The organism is Amycolatopsis sp. NPDC114504 (genome assembly GCF_055633595.1).
The window spans coordinates 384,059-404,122 of sequence record NZ_JBVKDU010000001.1 but is presented as its reverse complement, the minus strand read 5'-3'; the positions used below and the strand labels follow the sequence as shown (position 1 = coordinate 404,122).

Below are 20,064 nucleotides of genomic sequence, written 5' to 3'. Positions count from 1 at the left end.
GCCACCCCTCAGTCTTCCGGCAGCACCGCCAAAGTCAGCCACGACCGTCCGTCGACGTGCACCCGGTTGGTCGCCACGACCTTCCGGCGGTCGCCGACTTCCCGGGCACCGGTGTTCGTGTTGACGTCGAACCGGGGGAAGTTGCTGGAGCTGACGTCGAGCCGGATGCGGTGCCCGGCCCGGAACAGGTTCGCCGTGTCGGGAGCCTCGACTGTGATGTCGTAGACCTCGCCGGGCACCATCGGCGCCGGCTCGGCGAAGGAGTCCCGGTAGCGGCAGCGCAGGATGCCGTCGGTGAGGTTCATCGCGAACCCCTGCGGATAGTCCGCGCTGGGCGGGTGGACGTCGATCAGCTTCACCGTGAAGTCGGTGTCGGCCGCCGTGGACGACACCGCCAGCCGGACGGTGACCGGCCCGGCGACCGCGACGTCCCGCGTCAGCGGCGGCGTCTGGAACACCAGCACGTCCGGCCGGCTGTCCAGCGGCAGGAACGGCTCGGCCGCGCCGAAGAAGCGTTCGTCGGGGCACTGGTGGAACGCGCCGCCGCTCATCACCGGCTCGCCGGAGGTGACCTGGCCGCCGAGGGTGGGCACCGGGTCGGCCGGGTCGAAGTCGTAGTCGAGGTACGCGGGAGCCGATGGCGGCGTGCGCGCGAGACTGCCGTCCGCGCCCAGGTGGAACACCTGGTCCTCGGCGGTCTCCGGCGGCCACGCGGTGGCCGTGCGCCACCGGCCGCCGTGGTCGAGCCGTCCCTCGGGCGTCCGGCGCCCGGAACCGCCGCCCATCAGGAAGTACCGCACCGGCGGCGGGGTTTCGCCGGACGCGGCGAGGTGCGCGTCGAACCAGCGCAGCCGCATCGTCACGTAGTCGTCGTCGAGGTTCCCGTCGAGCGGCGCCTCGGGCCCGAAGTCGACGTCGCCGGCATGCCGCTCGCTGCGGGCGCCGTGGGTCCACGGCCCGAGCACGAGGTAGGCGGGGCTGTGCTTCTTGCGGCCCAGCTCGCGGAAGTTCTCGGTGGCGGTGCGGATGTAGGGGTCGTACCAGCTGGAGATGTGCAGGCTCGGCACGTCCGGGAACCGGTCGTAGAAGCCGCGCGCGAAGATGCCGGGCTGCCGCCAGTACTCGTCGAACACCCCGTGCTCCCACTGCTCCAGCAGGTAGTCCTCGTAGGCCGGGACGAACCGCAACGGCGACGCGCCGCGCCGCCACGGCATCCGGGTGAACCACGCCCGCAGGTCCTCGGAGTCCAAAGTGGCCCGCAGCACCGGGTCGGCGAGCACCTCCGCGCTGGTGCGGGCGCGGTGGAACGCCCAGGTCACCTGCTTCAGCTCGAACGCGCCGCCCATCCGGGTCCCGGCTTCGTAGGCGCTGGCGAAGCCACCGGAGTCGAGGAACATGGCCGCCAGGTGCGGCGCGCCCAGTGACGCCAGCGCGGCCTGCGCGTGGGCCGAGTAGGAGACGCCCATCGTCGCGACCCGGCCGTCGCACCAGTCCTGCGCGGCGATCCATTCGACGGTGTCGTAGCCGTCCTCGGCTTCGTTGAGGTACTTGGTGAACGTGCCCCCGGAGTCGCCGCGGCCGCGGCAGTCCTGGCGCACGACCAGGTAGCCGCCCGTGACGAACCGCCGCGTGGCCACCTCGGGGCCGAGGGGGCCGTCGGAGGGACGCACGAGCCGGCGGCCGTACGGGGTGCGCTCGAGGAGCACCGGCCCGGGCGGGGGATCGGGCCGGTCGGCGTAGAGGTCGGCGACCAGGACGACGCCGTCGCGCGCGGGGACGTCGAGCACGAGCCGCCAGCAGGGCTCGTCGCCGGGCAGCGCCAGCCGTTCCCACCCGCCCATCAGAGCCCGCCCGCGAACTGCGCGCCCAGCGCGGGCCAGGCGGCGACGAGCTGGGGCAGCGGCGCGGTGGTGAAGTACTTGCGGTAGAGCCGGGCGTAGGTGCCGTCGGCGACCATCGCGCCGATCTGCTGGTCGAGCGCGGTCAGCAGCGCGCCGTGGTCCTTGGGCACGGCCATCGACGTCGGATGCTCGACCGGCGCCGAGGCCGCCCGCCGCAGCGCGGGGTACTGCTTGAGGAACTGCTCGGCGTCCGGCCCGCCGACGACGAACGCGTCGAGGGCGCCGTTGAGCAGCTGGCTCACCGCGGCGTTGGCGTTGGGGAAGCCGATCGGGACCGCGCCCGGCATCTTGGCCGGCACGAACGGTTCCTGCGTCGACCCGGTGACCGCGCCGACCTTCCGCCCCGCGAAGTCCGTGAGCTTCGCGGCGGTCGAGCTCGCGGTGGTGAGCACCGCCGTGGTGCTCCAGAACAGGGGCTTGGTGAAGGAGACGTTCTTCTGGCGTTCGTCGGTGACGCCCAGCCCCGCGGCGGCCAGGTCGTACTGGTGGCTGGTCAGCCCGGCCAGCGACGACGTCACCGATGTCGACTTGTAGTCCACCTTCAGCCCGAGCCGCTTGGCGGCCTCGTCGGTGACGTCGATGATGAACCCGACCGGCTTGCCCGTCGGGTCACCGTAGGCGAACGGCGGCTGGCTGGTCTGCGTGGCGGCGCGGATCGTGCCCGGCTCGAGCAGGCCGTACGGGTCGTCGGCGGACGACGTGCCGCTACAGCCGGCGAGCAGGAGGGCGCCGGCGAACGCGGCGACAGCGATGCGGAACATGTGATTGTCCTTTCCGGACGGTCAGAGGACGCGGGCGAGGAAGTCGCGCAGCCGCGGGGTTTCCGGGTCGTCGAGGGTGGCGCGGGCGGGACCGGCTTCGGCGACGCGGCCGTCGTCCATGAACACCACGCGATCGGCCACTTCGCGGGCGAAGCCGATTTCGTGGGTCACGGCGAGCATGGTCATGCCGGAGCCCGCGAGGGTGCGCATAACGTCGAGGACGTCCTTGACCAGCTCGGGGTCGAGCGCGGAGGTCGCCTCGTCGAACAGCATCACCTCGGGTTCCATGGCGAGCGCGCGGGCGATCGCGACGCGTTGCTGCTGCCCGCCGGAAAGGCGGCCGGGCCGCTGGTGGGCCAGGTGCGCGAGGCCGAGCCGCTCCAGCTGGGTCGTGGCCGCGGCGTCGGCGGCGTCCTTGCCGAGACGCCGGACGGTCCGCAGCGCGGCGGTGACGTTCTTGAGCACGCTCAGGTGCGGGAACAGGTTGAAGTGCTGGAAGACCATGCCGACGCGGGCGCGGACGGCGTCGACGTCCACCCCGGCGCCGGTGATCGCCGTGCCGCCGATCCGGATCTCCCCGGCGGTCGGCTCCTCCAGCAGGTTGAGGCACTTGAGCAGGGTCGACTTGCCGGAGCCGGACCGCCCGATCACGCAGACGGTCTCGCCCGCGGCCACGTCCAGGTCGACGTCGCGGAGCACTTCGATCGGGCCGTAGCTCTTGTGCAGGCCGCGCACGGACACCGCGGTCATCAGACGGCCGCCTTCGCGGGAATGGGCACGACCGGCGCCGGTCCGGCGGGGATGCGGCGGCCTTCGCGCATGCGCTTGTCGAGCTTGTTCACCGCGTAGGTGAGCGGGATGGTCAGCAGCAGGTAGCAGAGGCCCGCGGCGACCAGGGCCGACGAGTTGTACGTCGCCGCCTGTCGTTCCTGGGCGATGAAGTAGAGCTCCCGCTGGCCGAAGCCGAGTCCGAGCAGGTACACCAGTGCGCTCTCCTTGATGTCGATGATGAACTGGCCGGCCAGCGCGGGCAGGACGTTGCGCACGCCCTGCGGGACGACGACCACCCGCATCGCCGTGAGGTACGGCATGCCGAGGCTGCGCGCGGCGTGCAGCTGCCCGGCGGGGACGGCCTGGATGCCGGAGCGGAAGATCTCGGCCGAGTAGGCGGCGGAGATCAGCGCGATGGCGAGCACGGCGTACCCGAGCGGCTCGCGCCCGAAGGGCCGCAGCCCGGCCGCGGGAAGGCCGACGCCGACCAGGCTGACGGTGACGATCGCCGGCAGCCCCCGGAAGACGTCGACGTAGATCCGGGCGGGCAGCCGGAGCAATCGCCGCCGGGACAGCAGCAGCATCGCCAGCAGCACCCCGGCGACGACGCCGAAGACGATCGCGAGCGCGGCGATCAGCAGGGTGTTGCGCAGCCCTTCGGTCAGCAGCGCAGGCAGGACGCCCAGGATCTCGTGGAAGTCGAAGAAGGTGCGCAGGAAGTCGGGCATGACCTGGCCTCTCGTGTCGCGGATCCCGGAAGGCTAGGTCCGTTTCCCCGCGCTGCCGCCGACGCTTACCGCGACCGCGGTAACCATGGGGCCTAAGCTGCACGCATGCCGGTGGTGCTGTCGGTTCACGGGGCCCGGGCGGCCGATCTCGTCGCCGGGGTCTCGCCGCTGGCCGAGCTGCTCGCGTGCCTGCATTCGATCGCCGAGCCGGAGCACCACTTCGAGGTGCGGCCGTGGCTCACCCGCGTCCGGGCGGACACCTCGGCCGCGCTGCACGGCCGGTTGAAGACCTACGCGCCGCTGTGGGCGCGCCGCCGCTGCCGGCTGCTGCTGCCGTTCGAGCTGCCGCTGGGGCGGACGTTCGAGGAGGAGCTGGGCCGGCTCTCGCAAATGCCGATCGGCAGCTTCGCCGCGACCGCGGCCGAGGCGATCCACGGCGGCTTCGTGGAGATCGGCGACCTGCTGGGCGACGCGGCGGCGCGCGAGGCCTACGTCGCGGCGTGCGAGCGGCGGTCGTTCGGCCGCGGCGAGCTGGCCCGGCACCTCGTCGGCGACCCGGAGGCGTTCCGCGCGGACCTGCTGGACGTCCTGCGCGCCTGCGCCGAGGAGTTCTTCGCCGACGAGTGGGCCCGCGTCGCGCACCGGCTGGAGAGCGAGTGCGCGACCGTGCGGGCGCGGGTCAGCGCACTGCCGGTCGCCGAGGCACTGGCCTCGCTCAGCCCGAACGCGGCGGCGCGGCAGGACCCGCCGTCGGTGGTGTTCGACAAGCTCCAGTCGCTGCACGCCGACCTGCGCGGCCGCCGCTGCCTGCTGGTGCCGTCGGTGCACGCCCGGCCGCACCTGATCGTCAAGGTCGACCCGGGATTCCCGGTGGTGGTGCACTTCCCGGTCGAGGGCGACGGCGCCCGCGACACCCACGCCCAGGTCCGCCTGCGCCTGGCGATCCTCGCCGACCCGGCCCGGCTCTCGCTGTGCCGCCACCTGGTGAACGAGCCGATCACGACGTCCGACCTGGCGGCGCGGACGGGGATGACGGTGCCGCAGGTCTCCCGCCACCTGGGCCGCCTGCGCGAAGCGGGCCTGCTGGTGTCCCGCCGAGACGGGCGGATGATCCAGCACCGCCTCGACCTCCAGCGGCTGATGCAGCTCGGGGTCGACGTGCTCACCACGATCATGCGCTGACGCTGTCGTCCACTGTGGACCGACCGCGTTCGACGACGTGGTCGAATCCGCCGATACTTTCGCGCCGGTGACCGAGCCGTTACACTGCCGTGCTGGGAGCGCTCCCAGGCCGACTGTCCCTGTCGACTTCCTTCAGGAGGATCGGTATGACCCGGCGTGTTCTCCGGGCGCTCGTCGTCGGCTTGCTCTTCGCCGCCTGCGTTGTCGTCCAAGCCCCCGCCCCAGCCACAGCGAAAACCGCAGCGGCCCCCACCCGGATCATGGCCCTCGGTGACTCCATCACCGGCTCGCCCGGGTGCTGGCGCGCCCTGCTGTGGAAGCACCTGCAGGACACCGGCCACACCGACGTCGACTTCGTCGGGACGCTCCCCGCCCAGGGCTGTGGCTTCACCTACGACGGTGAGAACGAGGGCCACGGCGGGTTCCTCGCCACCGGCATCGTCCGGGACAACCAGCTCCCAGGCTGGCTTTCCGCCACCCGGCCGGACATCGTCCTGATGCACCTGGGCACCAACGACGTCTGGAGCAACATCGCCGCGAGCACGATCCTCGACGCCTACACGACGCTGCTCGGCCAGATGCGGGCGAGCAACCCGGCGACGAAGCTCGTCGTCGCGAAGATCATCCCGATGAACCCGGCCACCTGCGCCGCCTGCGCCCAGCGGGTCGTCGACCTGAACAGTGCCATCCCCGCCTGGGCGCAGGCGCACAGCACCGCCGCGTCGCCGATCACCGTCGCCGACCAGTGGACGGGCTTCGACACCGCGGCCGACACCACCGACGGCGTCCACCCGAACAGCACCACCGGCATCCAGAAGATGGAAAGCCGCTGGTACCCGGCCCTGGTCGCGGCGCTGCCCGGCGCCACGGCGGCGGCCGGCCTGCACGTCAGCGGCACCCAGGTCGTCGAAGCGAACGGCGCCGCGTTCGTCATGCGCGGCGTGAACCACCCCTACGCCTGGTATCCCAGCCAGACCGGCGCGTTCGCGGACATCAAGTCCTTCGGCGCCAACACCGTGCGCGTGGTGCTCGGCAGCGGCCAGCGGTGGGGCCCGACGTCGGCGGCCGAGGTCGCGAACGTCGTCTCGCTGTGCAAGCAGTCCCGCCTGATCTGCGTACTCGAAGCGCACGACACCACGGGATACGGCGAGGAGGGGGCGGCCGCGAGCCTGGACCAGGCCGCGAGCTACTGGATCAGCGTCGCCAGTGCCCTGAAGGGCCAGGAGAACTACGTCGTGATCAACCTCGGCAACGAGCCGTTCGGCAACAACCAGCAGGTGAGCGCGACCTGGGCGAGCGCCACGAGCAACGCGATCACCCGGCTGCGCGGCGCCGGCCTGGAACACCTGCTGATGGCCGACGCGCCGATGTGGGGCCAGGACTGGCAGAACATCATGCGCGACAACGCCGCCTCGGTGGAGAATACCGATCCGCGGCACAACACGGTGTTCTCCATCCACATGTACGGCGTCTACGACACCGCGGCCGAGATCACCGGGTACTTCGACGCTTTCCGCACCGCCGGCCTGCCGCTGGTGGTGGGGGAGTTCGGGAACATGCACACCGACGGCAACCCCGACGAGGACACGATCATGGCCCAGGCGCAGGCCCGCGGCCTCGGCTATCTCGGCTGGTCGTGGAGCGGCAACAGCAGTGACGTCGCCTACCTCGACCTGGTGAACAACTTCAACCCGGCCAGCTTGACGGCGTGGGGAGAGCGCTTTCTGAACGGCGCGAACGGCGTCCGCCAGACCTCGAAGGAAGCCACCATCTACGGCGGCGGCACCGCGGACACCGTCGTCCCGACGACGCCGGGCACGCCGTCCGCGTCGGCGGTGACGTCGACCGGCGCCACGCTGAGCTGGAGTGCCTCGACCGACAACGTCGGCGTCACCGGTTACGACGTCCTCCGCGCGACCGGCAGCGGCACGTTCGCCCAGGTCGGCACGACCGGGACGACCACGTTCACCGACACCGGCCTGACCGCCTCGACGACCTACCGGTACCAGGTGCGGGCCCGTGACGCGGCGGGGAACGTCTCGGCGAGCTCCCCGGCGGCGACCGTGACGACCGTCGCAGGCGGCACCGGCACGTGCAAGATCGGCTATTCCGCGCCGGCCTGGGGCGGGGGCAGCGGGTTCACGGCGAACGTGACCATCACCAACACCGGTACGGGCACGCTCACCGGCTGGACGCTGGCCTTCACCTACGCCGACGGCCAGCGCGTGACCCTGCCCGGCTGGGGCGCGACCTTCACGCAGAACGGCGGCGCGGTCACCGCCACCAACCTGTCCTGGAACGGCACGCTGGCCCCGAACGCGGCGACCGGCATCGGCTTCAACGGCACGTTCACCGGGGCCAACCCGGCGCCGGCCTCGTTCACCCTCAACGGCAGCACCTGCACGACCGGCTGAACCCGTCCACAGCAGACAAGGAGAAGAGCATGTTCACGTTGAGTCGCAGCCTGCTCGTGGGCGTCCTGGTGGCGGGGTTGCTGCCGGGCGTCGCGGCGGGGGAGACCGCGCCGACGTTCGACAAGCTGAACCGCGGGGTGGTCAGCGTCCACACCGCGGCCGGAAACCGGGTCGGCTGGCGGTTGCTCGCCGACGACCCCGCGGGCGTGGAGTTCGCCGTCTACCGCGACGGCACGAGGGTGACGCAGACACCCGCCGGTGGCCCGACCGGCTTCCTCGACGCGGGCGCTCCCGCCGGGGCGAACTACACCGTCCGGGCGGTCGTCGGCGGTGTCGAACGCATGTCGGCCTTCGCCGCGGAGAAGTCGCTGACCCTGGACAGCACGGCCGCGGCGAGCACCCGGGACGTGCCGATCCAGATCCCGCCGGGCGGCACGACGCCGTCCGGAGAGAGCTACACCTACGCCGCGAACGACGCGAGCGTCGGCGACCTGGACGGCGACGGCCAGTACGAAATCGTGCTGAAGTGGGATCCGGGCAACGCCAAGGACAATTCGCAGTCCGGCTACACGGGTGACGTCTACGTCGACGCCTACCGGCTGGACGGCACCCGCCTCTGGCGGATCGACCTCGGCCGCAACATCCGCGCCGGCGCGCACTACACGCAGTTCCAGGTCTTCGACTACGACGGCGACGGCCGGGCCGAGGTCGCCATGAAGACCGCCGACGGCACGCGCTCCGGCACCGGCCAGGTCATCGGCAGCTCCAGCGCCGACTACCGCAACTCGAGCGGGTACGTCCTGTCCGGGCCCGAGTACCTGACGATGTTCAACGGCCAGAGCGGGGCCGCGATGTCCACGGTGAACTACGACCCGCCCCGCGGCACGGTGTCCTCGTGGGGCGACAGCTACGGCAACCGCGTGGACCGCTTCCTGGCCGGCACGGCGTACCTGGACGGCTCGCACCCGAGCCTGATCATGTCCCGCGGCTACTACACCCGGACCGTCATCGCGGCCTGGGACTTCCGGGGCGGCGCGCTGACCGAGCGGTGGAAGTTCGACTCCGACTCGGCCGGGTCGCAGTACACGGGCCAGGGCGACCACCAGCTGGCCATCGCCGACGCGGACGGCGACGGCCGCGACGAGATCGTCTTCGGTGCCATGGCCGTCGACGACAACGGCAGTCCACTGTGGAACACCCGGCTCGGCCACGGCGACGCCATGCACGTCGGCGACCTCGTCCCGAGCCGGGCCGGGCTGGAAGAGTTCAAAGTGGACGAAGACACCTCGAAGCCGGCCGCCTGGATGGCCGACGCCAAGACCGGGCAGATCATCTGGCAGAACGCGTCGTGCTCCTGCGACAACGGACGCGGCGTGTCGGACGACGTCTACGCGGGCAGTCCCGGCGCCGAGTCCTGGTCGTCCGCGGTGTCCGGGCTGCTGAACACGAGCGGGCAGAACATCGGGCGCAAGCCGTCCTCGACGAACTTCGTCATCTGGTGGGACGGCGACGCCCAGCGCGAACTGCTCGACGGCACCCACATCGACAAGTACGGCACCAGCGCCGACACGAGGCTGCTGACCGCGTCCGGTGTGCACGCGAACAACGGCACCAAGAACACGCCGTCGCTGCAGGCGGACCTGTTCGGCGACTGGCGCGAGGAGGTCGTCTGGCCGACGTCGGACAACCGCGCGTTGCGGATCTACTCGACCACGGACGCGACGAGCATCTCGCACGTCTCGCTGATGCAGGACCGGCAGTACCGGGAGGCCGTGGCGTGGCAGAACACCGCGTACAACCAGCCGCCGCACCCGGGTTTCGCGCTGGCGAGGTGAGCGGGAACCGAGGTGGCGACGTAGGCTGATCCGCCGGCGAGAGCGTGACAGTGGTGGTGCGGATGGGCGAGGCACGGGCGGACGCCCGGGACACCGCGTGGTCGCTCGCGGCCAGGGTGCTGGACGAGCTCGACGAGCTCACCGGCGCCCTGGTCGCCGTCATCGTCGAGCAGAACCCCGGCTACCGGACGGTCGACGTCGTGCCCGACGACGACCTGTGGCGCTCCTGCCACGACAACCTCCGCCGGGTCCTGCAGCTGATCGGCCGGGGCGCCGGCACCGGCGAGGACCTCTACGACGCGGCGAAGGCGACCGGCCGGCGCCGCGCCGAACAGCAGCTGCCGCTCGACGACGTGCTGCGCTCGTTCCGGATCGGCGGGCGGCTGGTCTGGCAGGCGCTGACCGAGAAGGCCCGGGCGACCGGGTACGTCAACAACGAGGCGATGCTCGACCTCGCGACCCGCGTGTGGGAGGTCGTCGACGCCACTTCGGCCCAGGTGGCGCTGGCCTACCACGTGGCGGAGCGCAGCTTCGTCCGCGCGGACGAGCAGCGGCGCGCGTCGCTCTGGGAAGGGCTGCTGCAGGGCCGGGCGGCCGACGCGGGGTTCGCCTACGAGGCGGGCCGGGCGCTGCGCCTGCCGATCTCGGGGCCCTACGTCGTCGTCGCGGCCGCCGGGCCCGGCGACGCCGCCTTCGCCGAGCCGCTCGGCTCCGCGCTCGAGGACCTCCGGTCGGCGTCCGCCTGGCAGTCGCGCGCGGACGTGCTCGTCGGCCTGGTCTCGCTGCCGGGCCGCGAGGTGGCCGACGCCGTGGCGGCGATCGGGTCGGTGCTGACCGTGCCGGCCGGCGTGTCCCTGGTTGTCGACGGGCTGGCCGCCGTGCACACGGCCTACCGCCAGGCGGTCCTCGCGATGCGGACGGTGCCGCCGGGCCGCGTCGGCGTCGTCTGCCTGGCCGAACGGCTGCCCGAGGCGCTGCTGCTCAGCTCGCCCGAGCTGACCGAGTCGCTGCAGCAGAACTGGCTGGGCGGCCTGCTGGACCTGCGGACGGCGGAACGCGGCCCGCTGCTGGAGACCCTCGCGACGTGGGTGCGCACCGGCGGTTCGGCGACGCGTTCGGCGCAGGCGCTGCACTGCCACCGCAACACCGTGCTCAACCGGATCCACCGGATCGAGGAGCTGACCGGCCGGTCGCTGACCGGCGGTGACCTGGCCCTGGAGCTCGCCCTGGTCGTCCGCACGCTGCCCTTCCTCCCGCCACCGCGCGTGCCGTGACCGGTACCCGCTGTGCACTTTGCACAACGACACTAGGCCAAATGTAGGCACTCAGATGCTTCATTCGGCGGCGTGATGTGTGTAACACTCCGGCCGGCGGTGCTCAGGCCCGCGCTTCTCCCACACCGTCGTTCGAGAGGTCCCAGCCGCTCATGCCCGAACACGACCCTTCCGTCCCACCACCCGGGTCCGAGCCACGCTCCATGGCCCGCCGCCGCTTCCTCGGTTTCGTGCTCGCCGCGCCGACGCTCGCCGTCGCCGCGCAGGTCGGGGGCGCGGAGCTGGCGCCGAGCAAGGCCGACGCCGCGATCCCGTCCCTGCCCCAGCCCGAGGACATCTTCGACCTCGGCGACCTGCAGAACCTCGCCGCGCTGCCGACGTCCGGCCTGATCAGCGTGCAGATCGGCGCCGACGGCCGGGCCGCGTTCGCCGTGCCGCGCGCCGAGGTCGGCCAGGGGATGACCACCGCCGTCGCGATGATGATCGCCGAGGAGCTCGACCTCCCGCTGGACAAGATCGACGTCACGCTCGCCGACGCCCGGCCCGAGCTGCTGATGAACCAGCTGACCGGCGGCTCCAACTCGATGCGCAGCATCTACACACCGGTCCGGACCGCCTCGGCGATCGCCCGGCAGCGGCTGATCGCCGCGGCCGCCGCGAAGTGGGGCGTGCCCGCGTCGCAGCTGACGACGTCCGACGGGGTCGTTCGCGGTTCCGGCCGCACCGCCAGTTACGGCTCCCTGGCGAAGGCCGCCGCCTCGGCCACGACGATCAGCGTCGCGGCGACGCTGAAGCCGCGGTCGCAGTTCAAGGTGCTCGGCACGCCGCAGAACCGCCTCGACGCCCACGCCGCGGTCACCGGCACCAAGCAGTTCACCCTCGACCTGGACGTGCCGAACGCGCTGCCGACCATGGTCGCCCGGCCGCCCACGATCAACGGCACCCCGCGCGCGATCCTCAACGCGGCCGAGGTCAAGGCGATGTCCGGGATCACCGACGTCGTCGCGATCTCCCACGGCGTCGCGGTGCGCGGCCGCACGTTCGGGCAGTGCATCGACGCGATCCGGGCGCTGAAGGTGACCTGGGGCGCGGGCACGGTCGACGGCGAGTCCGACGCGACCGTGCTCAAGAAGCTCAAGGCCGCGCAGCTGCCGATGGCCGTCCCCGGCCTGCTCGACCAGTACCTCGACGCGGAGTTCACCTTCGCCGCCGCCAGCAACAGCCCGCTGGAGACCGGCGCCGCGATCGCCGACGTCCGCGCGGACCGCGCGGAGATCTGGTCGTGCCTGAAGGTGCCGATCGTCGCCCAGGAGGAGATCGCCAAGCTGCTGGGGATGCCGCAGGACGCGGTGAAGGTGCACGTCACCCAGGGCGGCGGCTCGTTCGGCCGGCACCTCTTCCACGACGCGGCCGCCGAAGCGGCGGAGGCGTCGCAGAAGATGGGCAAGCCGGTCAAGCTGATGTGGTCGCGCACCGACGACTTCCGCCAGGGCCGCATCCACCCGATGTGCGTGTCGCGCGTGCGGGCGACCTACCTGCTCGGCAACGTGATCAGCTTCGAACAGCGCCACACGAGCGTGCAGACGGAGTTCAGCCACGGGCTGGGCGAGATGATCACCGCGACCGCCGCGAAGCTCCCGATCGCCGGCAACCTCAGCTTCGCCGAGTCGATCTTCCTGCTGAGCCAGTCGTCGCCGTACAACTTCGGCGTCACGACCCAGCTGCTCAACGAGATCCCGCTGAAGTTCAACACCGGCAGCATGCGCAACATCTACTCGCCCAACGTGGTCACCGCCGAAGAGCTCGTCGTCGACCAGCTGGCGAAGAAGTTCGGCAAGGACCCGGTGGCGTTCCGCCGCGAGTTCCTCAAGGACGACCGGCTGCGCGCCGTGCTGGACAAAGCCGTCCAGGTGGGCAACTGGGGCCGCTCGCTGCCCGCGGGTGTGGCGCAGGGGATCGCGCTGCACGCGGAGTACCGCGGCGCGGTCGCGGTGCTGGTGGAGATCGACTGCCGGCCGGCGACGGTCAACCGCCCGATCCGCGACGGCGTCACGGGTCCGCGGGTGACGAAGGCGCTCGTCGTCGTCGACCCGGGCTTCGCGATCAACCCGCGCGGCCTCGAGGCGCAGATGATCGGCGGCCTCAACGACGGCATCGCGATGTGCCTCACCTCCAGCATCCACATCAAGGACGGCATCCCGCTGGAAGGCAGCTGGGACAACTACTTCTACACCCGCGAGTGGAACACCCCGCCCGAGACGCAGGTCGTCGTCATGCCGAACACCTCGTCCAGCCCCAGTGGCGCGGGCGAGCTCGCGGTGGCGCCGTCGTTCGCCGCCGTGGCCTGCGCCTACGCGCGGGCGGTCGGCAAGATGCCGACTTCGTTCCCGATCAACCACGGCACGCTGAGCTTCGAGCCGTTGCCGCTGCAGCCGTCCACGCCGCCGTCGCCCACCGACGGCCTCGACCACGCCTACTAGGAGCCCCGCTGTGCCGAACCAAACGTTCAAGGTCAACGGCCGCGTGGTCACCGTCGACGCCGACGACGACCTCCGGCTGCTGTGGGTCCTGCGCGACCTGCTGGGCATCACCGGCCCGAAGTACGGCTGCGGGCTCGACGTCTGCAAGGCGTGCACCAGCCACATCAACGGCAAGGCGTTCAACCCGTGCTCGGTGCGGGTGGCCGACATCAAGGAAACCGACGAGATCACGACGATCGAGGGCCTGCCCGCGACGGTGGGCAAGGACCTCCACCCGATGCAGCAGGCCTGGCTCGACCGCGACGTCGCCCAGTGCGGCTACTGCCAGCCGGGCCAGATCATGGCGGCGGTGGCCAAGGTCCGCCAGGCCCAGGCGGCGGGCCGCGACATCACCGACGCCGACCTGGACGAGATCCGCAACATCTGCCGCTGCGGCACGTACGCCCGGATCCGCGAGGCGGTGAAGGCCGGCGCGGCGAACATGTGACGCCCGTGATCAAGGGTCGACACGGCACCTGCCGCCGTGTCGACCCTCCAATCACGCTTACCGGGCGAGTGACCGGCACTTCACGGTCGGCTACTGACCTTTGGTCTCACACCGGACGAGCGGCGCGGCCTCGGTCCCGGACGCGACGCAGTCGACCGCCTTGCCGGGCCCGGGAACCGGGTAGGCGAAGACGGTCGGCGCGTCGCTGTCCCGGCCGACGGAGAACTTGACGACGGTCGGTGTCCACGTCGCGGTGCCGTGCAAGGTCTTCGAGTAGTACACGGTGTGCGCGCCGATGGTGGTGCCCATGCCCTCACCGTCGTCGTTCAGCTCGTGCACGTTCAGCACGTAGTCCCCGGCGGTGTACTTGCCTTCGTTTTCATGCCCGGCCTCGGCCGGCGCCGCACTGACGACCTCCGGCGCGACGGGATCGGCGGCGGTGGCCATGACGGTCGCCCCGATCGCGACAACGGCGGCCCCGGCCGCGACGGCGATGACCCCGATGCGCCTGGTCTTGAGTGCCATGTGCGTCTCCCTCGCTCCGGCTTCCCGATCAAGCTAGGGGAGCGGGGGCGGGGGCCACCTCGGCCGAAGGTACCGGCGGACTCATCCTTTCGGCCGAGGCCCGGCCGCGAGCCTTTTCGGCCCATTGCGGCCTTTGAGCCGATTTCCTGGCCCAGGCCACCGGCACGGACCTCGGCTGGCAGGCGCAGCTGGGCCTGCTGCTCGTGCTGCTGCTGACGTCGAAGGGCGGCGCGGGGGTGTCCGGCTCCGCGATCGCGGTCCTCGCGCTGACCCTCACCGCGACCCACACGATCCCGGTCAGCAGCATCGCGCTCGTGCTGGGCAAGTGGGAGAAGGCCATCGACCGCGAACGCCTGCACGCGGAACTGGACGCCGGCTACCAGGCGGCTTGACGCGGCGAACGGTCCAAAGTGAACTACCGGCTACGCAGAGATACAACCGTGATCGGACACTTCTGACGGCATAAGTGCATTTCAGGCGCGGTGCCGAAAATTCGGAACACGGGCGCCTTCTTCGGTGTGATCAATGGACGCCGGTCTCGCTGGTGAATTATTTTTGGTTACACCAACCGGCGTGCTTCACCCGATCGTGTAAAGGCGAGGGGTGACCATCTGGCGCGCAGTGATGATGGCTGTAGGGTCCCCCGCGGCAGGGCAACCCGAACGGCTGATCATCTTTTCGACCGCCGGATTGCTCATGACTTCGACCGGAATCACGGGCCGACCGGTGATTCCGAAAGAAAGAAGAGAATTGGACTTCGACGCACTGGCCGCTGAGCTGCGAAACCTCCGGGAAAGCGTAGCGGGGGTGACCGGCACGGTGCTCGCCGCGGTCGACGGCATTCCGATCATCGCCGACGCGGACGATTACCTCGATCCGGCGAAGATCTCCGCGCTCGCCGCCGCCGATCTCGGGATCGCGCGCCAGGCCGCCGAGATGACCGGGAAGGGCACGCTCAGCCAGACCGTCGTGTTCGGCAGCGACGGCTACATGGCCGTCTACGCCGTGGGCCGGCTGGCGCTGATGGTCGTCCTGGGCGACAAGGGCCTGAACGTCGGGCGTCTCCTCTTCGAGTCCCGGCCGGTCATCGAGCGGATCGGCACGATCCTGGCCGCGTAGCAAGGCAGTTCAACGGAAGGAAAGAGCATGATGATGAACATCGACACCGCGCTCAAGGAAGCCATGTCCATCGCCGGCGCCGTCGGCGTCGCACTGGTCGACTACGAGAGCGGGATGTCGCTCGGCACCAGCGGCGGTGGTGAGTGGCTCGACCTGGAGGTCGCCGCGGCCGGCAACACCGAGGTCGTGCGGGCGAAGCTGCGGGTGATGTCCTCGCTCGCGCTCAACGACAGCATCGAGGACATCCTGATCACGCTGCACCGGCAGTACCACCTGATCCGGCTGATCAACACCTCGCGCAACTCGCTGTTCCTGTACCTGGTGCTGGACCGGGAGCGGGCGAACCTCGCGCTGGCCCGCCACTACCTCAAACGCATCGAAGCCGACCTGCAGGTGTAGCTCCGGAGGAGGAGAGGGCGATGACCGGAGGCGGCTCCCGCGCCGCACTCGTCATCGGCACGGCGTTGATGCGCGACCTCGGTTCGTTGTTCCCGGTGGCCATGAACCTCGCCGGCGACGAGCTGGCGTTCACCTTCGTGTCGTCCTGCCCTTCGCCCGACGCCGTCGAGGAGTGGGTGCGGCTGCGGTCGGGTGCCGTCGTGGCCGACCGGGTGCTCCGCTTCTCCGTCGACGCGGACGGCAGGCGGATCCGCGTCGAGCTCGCCGGGACGCCGGTCCGGGCCCTGGTCGTGCTCGCGGCCGACGTCACGGCGGCGGCGGTGAACGCCTCGCGCCTCGGCCGCTGGCAGGACCAGATGCCCTGCACCCTGAAGGTGGCGCTGGACGAGCTGGCCCGCGTGCTTTCGCGGAGCCACCACCGCGCCGGCGGCGCCGAGCCGCTGATCGACCTGGACCTCGCGTACCGGCCGGACCGCGACTACGAGCTCCGGCTGTCCGGGGCGCACGAGCGGGTGCGCCCGTTCATCGCACCGGTCCGGCCGGTGCTCGCGATGCGCTGGCGCTCGACGACTTCGGCGCAGCGCAAGGCGATCCTCGACGAGCTCCCGGACGGCGCGCCCGCCCGCGGCTGGCTCCGCCGCCGGCGCACCGTCCGGATCATGGGACTGGAGATGGAAGTCTCGTCCTGACCGGGCCGGCGCCTTCCGCCGCCCTCGCGCACCCGCCGCGGTAGGGCCGAAAGACACTTTCCGCCGACCGGCGCGGAGCCGTACCGTCGAATTCCGCTGTGCCGCCGCCGCTGTGGCTTATTCTCTCGCGCCCATTTACCCGGCGGATCAGCCGGGAATTGTCCTTCGAACACCTGGACGCAATGGTTTCCGGTTCATTTCCTGAGTGCTCGCGGACAGTAGTGTCCGCCACCGGTCCCGGTGAGACACAACTGGCCGTCGACCTGCGGCGTCGCAGCGAGTTCAGGCTCGGAGCGCGGATCCCCCGATCGCCGGTGAGCCGCACGGGGCAATTGCTCCGAACGGGTGCAATCAATTCGCCGAGTAATAGCCGGATCGGGCGCCGTCGAGTACGCTACCGGCCGTCTGCGGGAAATTCCGGGAGAAAACACGATCTTCGTGACGAACGATCGGCGACGGCTCAGGAGGCTTCGTGCACAGGACGACTCCGGCCGCCGGATCCGCGCCGGAAGGTGCGCCGGAAGCCGGTTTCCGGCACCAGGGGTGCCTCTACGGCAGCGACGCCGAGTTCCTCGCGATGGCCGTCCCGTTCGCGCAGGACGGGTTGCGCCGGGGCGAGCCGGTGCTGGTCACCACGACCGCGGCCAACCTGGAGCTGCTGGAAGCCGTGGTGGGTGCCGACGCCGACCGGATCGCCTTCGCTGAGTCGGCCTACATCGGCCGCCGGCCGGAGAAGCTGGCCGACGCCCTGCACCGCTACTGGCGGCGGCACCGGTCCACGGCGCCGACCGGCGCGGTCCGCGTCCTCGCCGAGCCCACGCGGGCCGGCAACCCCCGTGACGAGGCGGCGTGGCGGCGGGCCGAAGCGGAGTTCAACGTGACCCTGGTGAGCACCCGCATCTGGATGATCTGCCCGTACGACACCCGGATCCACGACGCCGGCGCGGTCGAGCACGCCCGGCGCACCCACCCCGAATGCGTCGTGGGTCAGGAAGTCCGGCCGTCCGCCGAGTTCACCGCGCTCGGGGAGCCCGGCGAATCCGGTGTCCCAGCGCCGGCGGTGACGTCCGCCGATCTCTTCCGCTTCGAGGGCGATCTGGTCGCCGTCCGGCGGCACGTGCTGGACCGGGCGAGCGCTCTGCTGGGTTCCGAGGACACGGCGACGTTGTTCGGCGTGGCGGTCGGCGAAGCGATCGCCTACCTGCTCGAGCACGGCATCGACCGGGCGGCCGTCTGGGTGCGGCCGGCGGCCGGCCGGGTGGTGTGCACGCTGCACAGCGACCGGCCGGTCGACGGCCCGGCGTTCTACGGCCTCCGGCCCGCCGGCACCGGCCTGTGGATGACCGACCGGATCTGCGAATGGCTCGACGTCAGCTCCGACGCCGCGGGCTGCACCATCGAGCTGGCGATGCCCGCCGAGCCCTAGCGCCGCGAGCCGGAAGCGCCCAGGCGCTGTCCTCGAAGCGGGTGCGGGTGATCTGTTTTGATCTTCGGTTGTGGCGCGTAGGCATGAGCTGACCGATGAGCAGTGGCAGGTGATCCAGCCGTTGCTTCCGGTGTCGGGGAGCGAAGGGGCGTCCGCGGGTGGATGACCGTCTACAACCGGTTCTGGCGCTGGTCGCGCATCAGCACGCCGCCGGCGCAAGGGCTACTCCAGCCGCGCCATCCGCACATACCTGCGCCGACGCCGCATCCCGGCGACCATCCCCGAACGCCGGGACCAACGAGCCAACCGGCTGTGCCGTGGTCGAGCCGGGGGCCGCCCACCGGTCTTCGATCGTGTCGCCTACCGGCGCCGCAACATCGTCGAACGCCGCTTGAACCGACTCAAGCAATTCCGTGCCATCGCCACCCGCTTTGACAAGGCCGCTACCTCTTACCGAGGGTTGATCGACTTCTGGCTTTGAGGACAGGCCCTAGCTTGAGTTTTAACGTCTGCGTGGTCAGCGGAGACCCCTGCTGATCATGAGTGAAGCCCTTGGTCGATCATTCCTCCTGCGACAGAGTGAAGATCGAACCAAGGGCTTCAGTTGACCAGTGTGCATCACGCCGGCGACACCGGCGCGGCCGGGGAGTTATCCGCGCTCCGGCAGGAGTTCTACCGATGCCTGCCCCGGCGGGCGGACGCGTTGTTCGAGCTGACCAAGGCGGTGCTGTGCGCGGACGGCCCGGTGCGCTCGATCGCGGAGTTGTCGCTGGCCGACGAGCACCGCCGCGGCCACGGCAGCGGCTACGCCGTACTCGCCCGCGGACGTATCGACATCGACCGGCTACGCACTGCACTGAGCGCGGTGTCGCTGCCGCGCGCCGCGGACGGGCGGCTGGTTCTGGCGGTGGACGTGACCTGCTGGCTACGTCCCGAAGCCCACACCAGCGGGCAGCGGATCCTGTGTCACACCTACGGCCGTGGCAAGGACCAGCACATGATGGTGCCGGGCTGGCCCTACTCCGTCGTGGTCGCGCTCGAGTCCGGGCGCGGTTCGTGGACCGCGCCGCTGGACGCGGTCCGGCTCACCCCCGGCGACACCGCCGCGAGCGTGACCGCCCAGCAGATCCGCGGCGTCGTGGACCGCATCGTCGCGGCCGGGCATTGGCGGCCGGGAGACCCGGAGATTCTGCTGGTCGCCGACGCCGGCTACGACGGTCCCCGGTTGGCCCACGTGCTGGCCGATCTCCCGATCACTGTGCTGGTGCGGATGCGCACCGACCGGGTCCTGCACCGCCCGGTCCCACCACAGCCGCCCGCCACCTTGGGCAGACCGCGGCGCCACGGCGACGAGTTCGCCTTCGGCGACCCGAATACTTGGGGGCAACCCGATGTCGTCACCGACACCACGACCCGGCTTTATGGTCCCGCGCTGATCCGGGCCTGGGACCGGCTGCATCCACGGCTAACCCACCGCATCGCCTGGGCCGGCCACGACGGTGCTCTGCCGATCATCGAGGGCACTGTGATCCGGTTGCAGGTCGAGCGTCTGCCTTCCGGCGTGATCCCGAAACCTGTGTGGCTCTGGCACTCCCGCAACGGCCTTGACCACGCCGAGGTCGATCTGGCCTGGCAGGCCTTCCTGCGCCGGTTCGACATCGAGCACACCTTCCGCATGCTCAAGCAAACCCTCGGCTGGACCACCCCGAAACTCCGCTCACCCGAGGCGGCCGACCGCTGGACCTGGTTGTTGCTGACCGCCTACACCCAGCTGCGTCTCGCCCGTGATCTCACGGCGGATCTGCGCCGGCCGTGGGAGAAACCCCGACCGGCCACCCGGCTCACCCCGGCCAGGGTCCGCCGCGGGTTTCGGAACCTGCGTCCACATCTCGCGTGTCCGGCGGGTGTCCCGAAACCGTCGCGGCCTGGCCCCGGACGTCCCGCCGGAACACCCAACCACCGGCCTGCGTCACGCCACGACGTCCATACCGTCACCAGCACGAACACCCGAAAACCCAAGCACAGCAAGAACACCAAGTCGAGCAACCCACGACCCTGCCGAACAGGTTAAAA

General features: G+C 71.0%; 17 protein-coding genes and 1 pseudogene. 13 read left to right on the top strand and 5 right to left on the bottom strand.

Annotated features, from left to right (window positions below; translation table 11 throughout):
* Window positions 1–8: 8 nt before the first annotated feature.
* The 4 genes from ACZ7PG_RS01980 to ACZ7PG_RS01965 are packed head-to-tail and all read right to left on the bottom strand — an operon-like array spanning window position 9 to window position 4,161.
* The gene (locus ACZ7PG_RS01980; protein WP_470237214.1) at window positions 9–1,841 is read right to left on the bottom strand and encodes a CocE/NonD family hydrolase; all 1,833 of its coding nucleotides are present in this window, start codon (window positions 1,839–1,841) and stop codon (window positions 9–11) included.
* The gene (locus ACZ7PG_RS01975) at window positions 1,841–2,662 is read right to left on the bottom strand and encodes an ABC transporter substrate-binding protein (RefSeq protein ID WP_470237213.1); all 822 of its coding nucleotides are present in this window, start codon (window positions 2,660–2,662) and stop codon (window positions 1,841–1,843) included. The genes ACZ7PG_RS01980 and ACZ7PG_RS01975 overlap by 1 nt, the downstream gene beginning before the upstream one ends.
* Before the next feature lie 21 nt (window positions 2,663–2,683).
* Window positions 2,684–3,412 carry an amino acid ABC transporter ATP-binding protein gene (locus tag ACZ7PG_RS01970; protein ID WP_470237212.1) on the bottom strand — a complete coding sequence of 243 codons (729 nt, stop codon included), beginning with the start codon at window positions 3,410–3,412 and terminating at the stop codon, window positions 2,684–2,686.
* Window positions 3,412–4,161 (bottom strand): amino acid ABC transporter permease, encoded by a 750-nt coding sequence (locus ACZ7PG_RS01965; RefSeq protein WP_470237211.1) that lies wholly within the window; start codon window positions 4,159–4,161, stop codon window positions 3,412–3,414. Before ACZ7PG_RS01965 ends, ACZ7PG_RS01970 begins: the two co-directional genes overlap by 1 nt.
* A gap of 105 nt (window positions 4,162–4,266) precedes the next feature.
* Between ACZ7PG_RS01965 and ACZ7PG_RS01960 the strand changes: the two genes are divergently transcribed.
* From ACZ7PG_RS01960 to ACZ7PG_RS01935, 6 genes are all read left to right on the top strand, one after another.
* A complete protein-coding gene (locus ACZ7PG_RS01960) occupies window positions 4,267–5,343 on the top strand; it encodes an ArsR/SmtB family transcription factor (RefSeq protein ID WP_470237210.1) in 1,077 nt (358 codons plus the stop codon).
* Between the two features lie 146 nt (window positions 5,344–5,489).
* A complete protein-coding gene (locus ACZ7PG_RS01955) occupies window positions 5,490–7,757 on the top strand; it encodes a cellulase family glycosylhydrolase (RefSeq protein ID WP_470237209.1) in 2,268 nt (755 codons plus the stop codon).
* A gap of 29 nt (window positions 7,758–7,786) precedes the next feature.
* On the top strand, window positions 7,787–9,592 hold the full coding sequence (locus ACZ7PG_RS01950; protein WP_470237208.1) for a rhamnogalacturonan lyase: 1,806 nt from the start codon (window positions 7,787–7,789) through the stop codon (window positions 9,590–9,592).
* Window positions 9,593–9,654: 62 nt separating this feature from the next.
* Entirely contained in the window at window positions 9,655–10,866 is a 1,212-nt protein-coding gene (locus tag ACZ7PG_RS01945) for a PucR family transcriptional regulator (protein ID WP_470237207.1), read from the top strand.
* Window positions 10,867–11,069: 203 nt separating this feature from the next.
* Window positions 11,070–13,346 (top strand): molybdopterin cofactor-binding domain-containing protein, encoded by a 2,277-nt coding sequence (locus ACZ7PG_RS01940; RefSeq protein WP_470237206.1) that lies wholly within the window; start codon window positions 11,070–11,072, stop codon window positions 13,344–13,346.
* Between the two features lie 10 nt (window positions 13,347–13,356).
* A complete protein-coding gene (locus ACZ7PG_RS01935) occupies window positions 13,357–13,833 on the top strand; it encodes a (2Fe-2S)-binding protein (protein WP_470237205.1) in 477 nt (158 codons plus the stop codon).
* 90 nt (window positions 13,834–13,923) lie between these two features.
* Here ACZ7PG_RS01935 and ACZ7PG_RS01930 read toward each other — a convergent pair whose 3' ends face one another.
* Entirely contained in the window at window positions 13,924–14,358 is a 435-nt protein-coding gene (locus tag ACZ7PG_RS01930; RefSeq protein ID WP_470237204.1) for a hypothetical protein, read from the bottom strand.
* A 146-nt stretch (window positions 14,359–14,504) separates the two neighbouring features.
* Here ACZ7PG_RS01930 and ACZ7PG_RS01925 point away from each other — a divergent pair, with 146 nt between their 5' ends.
* The 7 genes and pseudogenes from ACZ7PG_RS01925 (at window position 14,505) to ACZ7PG_RS01895 (ending at window position 20,062) form a co-directional block, all read left to right on the top strand.
* Complete coding sequence (locus tag ACZ7PG_RS01925; protein ID WP_470238982.1) at window positions 14,505–14,750, top strand: cation:dicarboxylate symporter family transporter; 246 nt, start codon at window positions 14,505–14,507, stop codon at window positions 14,748–14,750.
* Between the two features lie 211 nt (window positions 14,751–14,961).
* Window positions 14,962–15,477 carry a roadblock/LC7 domain-containing protein gene (locus ACZ7PG_RS01920; protein ID WP_470237203.1) on the top strand — a complete coding sequence of 172 codons (516 nt, stop codon included), beginning with the start codon at window positions 14,962–14,964 and terminating at the stop codon, window positions 15,475–15,477.
* Window positions 15,478–15,510: 33 nt separating this feature from the next.
* Window positions 15,511–15,876 carry a hypothetical protein gene (locus tag ACZ7PG_RS01915; RefSeq protein ID WP_196425446.1) on the top strand — a complete coding sequence of 122 codons (366 nt, stop codon included), beginning with the start codon at window positions 15,511–15,513 and terminating at the stop codon, window positions 15,874–15,876.
* A 20-nt stretch (window positions 15,877–15,896) separates the two neighbouring features.
* The gene (locus ACZ7PG_RS01910) at window positions 15,897–16,565 is read left to right on the top strand and encodes a hypothetical protein (protein ID WP_470237202.1); all 669 of its coding nucleotides are present in this window, start codon (window positions 15,897–15,899) and stop codon (window positions 16,563–16,565) included.
* Between the two features lie 472 nt (window positions 16,566–17,037).
* Complete coding sequence (locus ACZ7PG_RS01905; protein WP_470237201.1) at window positions 17,038–17,991, top strand: anti-sigma factor RsbA family regulatory protein; 954 nt, start codon at window positions 17,038–17,040, stop codon at window positions 17,989–17,991.
* Window positions 17,992–18,208: 217 nt separating this feature from the next.
* Window positions 18,209–18,472, top strand: a pseudogene (locus ACZ7PG_RS01900) (IS5/IS1182 family transposase); the annotation flags it as partial.
* Between the two features lie 132 nt (window positions 18,473–18,604).
* Complete coding sequence (locus tag ACZ7PG_RS01895) at window positions 18,605–20,062, top strand: NF041680 family putative transposase (protein WP_470238981.1); 1,458 nt, start codon at window positions 18,605–18,607, stop codon at window positions 20,060–20,062.
* Window positions 20,063–20,064: the final 2 nt, after the last annotated feature.

Excerpts from the sequence above, each read along its gene's own strand:
- ACZ7PG_RS01940 (WP_470237206.1), top strand. The coding sequence starts at position 11,070 with ATGGCCCGCCGCCGCTTCCTCGGTTTCGTGCTCGCCGCGCCGACGCTC.
- ACZ7PG_RS01945 (WP_470237207.1), top strand. The coding sequence starts at position 9,655 with ATGGGCGAGGCACGGGCGGACGCCCGGGACACCGCGTGGTCGCTCGCG.
- ACZ7PG_RS01955 (WP_470237209.1), top strand. The coding sequence starts at position 5,490 with ATGACCCGGCGTGTTCTCCGGGCGCTCGTCGTCGGCTTGCTCTTCGCC.
- ACZ7PG_RS01970 (WP_470237212.1), bottom strand. The coding sequence starts at position 3,412 with ATGACCGCGGTGTCCGTGCGCGGCCTGCACAAGAGCTACGGCCCGATC.
- ACZ7PG_RS01965 (WP_470237211.1), bottom strand. The coding sequence starts at position 4,161 with ATGCCCGACTTCCTGCGCACCTTCTTCGACTTCCACGAGATCCTGGGC.
- ACZ7PG_RS01910 (WP_470237202.1), top strand. The coding sequence starts at position 15,897 with ATGACCGGAGGCGGCTCCCGCGCCGCACTCGTCATCGGCACGGCGTTG.
- ACZ7PG_RS01930 (WP_470237204.1), bottom strand. The coding sequence starts at position 14,358 with ATGGCACTCAAGACCAGGCGCATCGGGGTCATCGCCGTCGCGGCCGGG.
- ACZ7PG_RS01980 (WP_470237214.1), bottom strand. The coding sequence starts at position 1,841 with ATGGGCGGGTGGGAACGGCTGGCGCTGCCCGGCGACGAGCCCTGCTGG.
- ACZ7PG_RS01960 (WP_470237210.1), top strand. The coding sequence starts at position 4,267 with ATGCCGGTGGTGCTGTCGGTTCACGGGGCCCGGGCGGCCGATCTCGTC.
- ACZ7PG_RS01975 (WP_470237213.1), bottom strand. The coding sequence starts at position 2,662 with ATGTTCCGCATCGCTGTCGCCGCGTTCGCCGGCGCCCTCCTGCTCGCC.
- ACZ7PG_RS01915 (WP_196425446.1), top strand. The coding sequence starts at position 15,511 with ATGAACATCGACACCGCGCTCAAGGAAGCCATGTCCATCGCCGGCGCC.
- ACZ7PG_RS01950 (WP_470237208.1), top strand. The coding sequence starts at position 7,787 with ATGTTCACGTTGAGTCGCAGCCTGCTCGTGGGCGTCCTGGTGGCGGGG.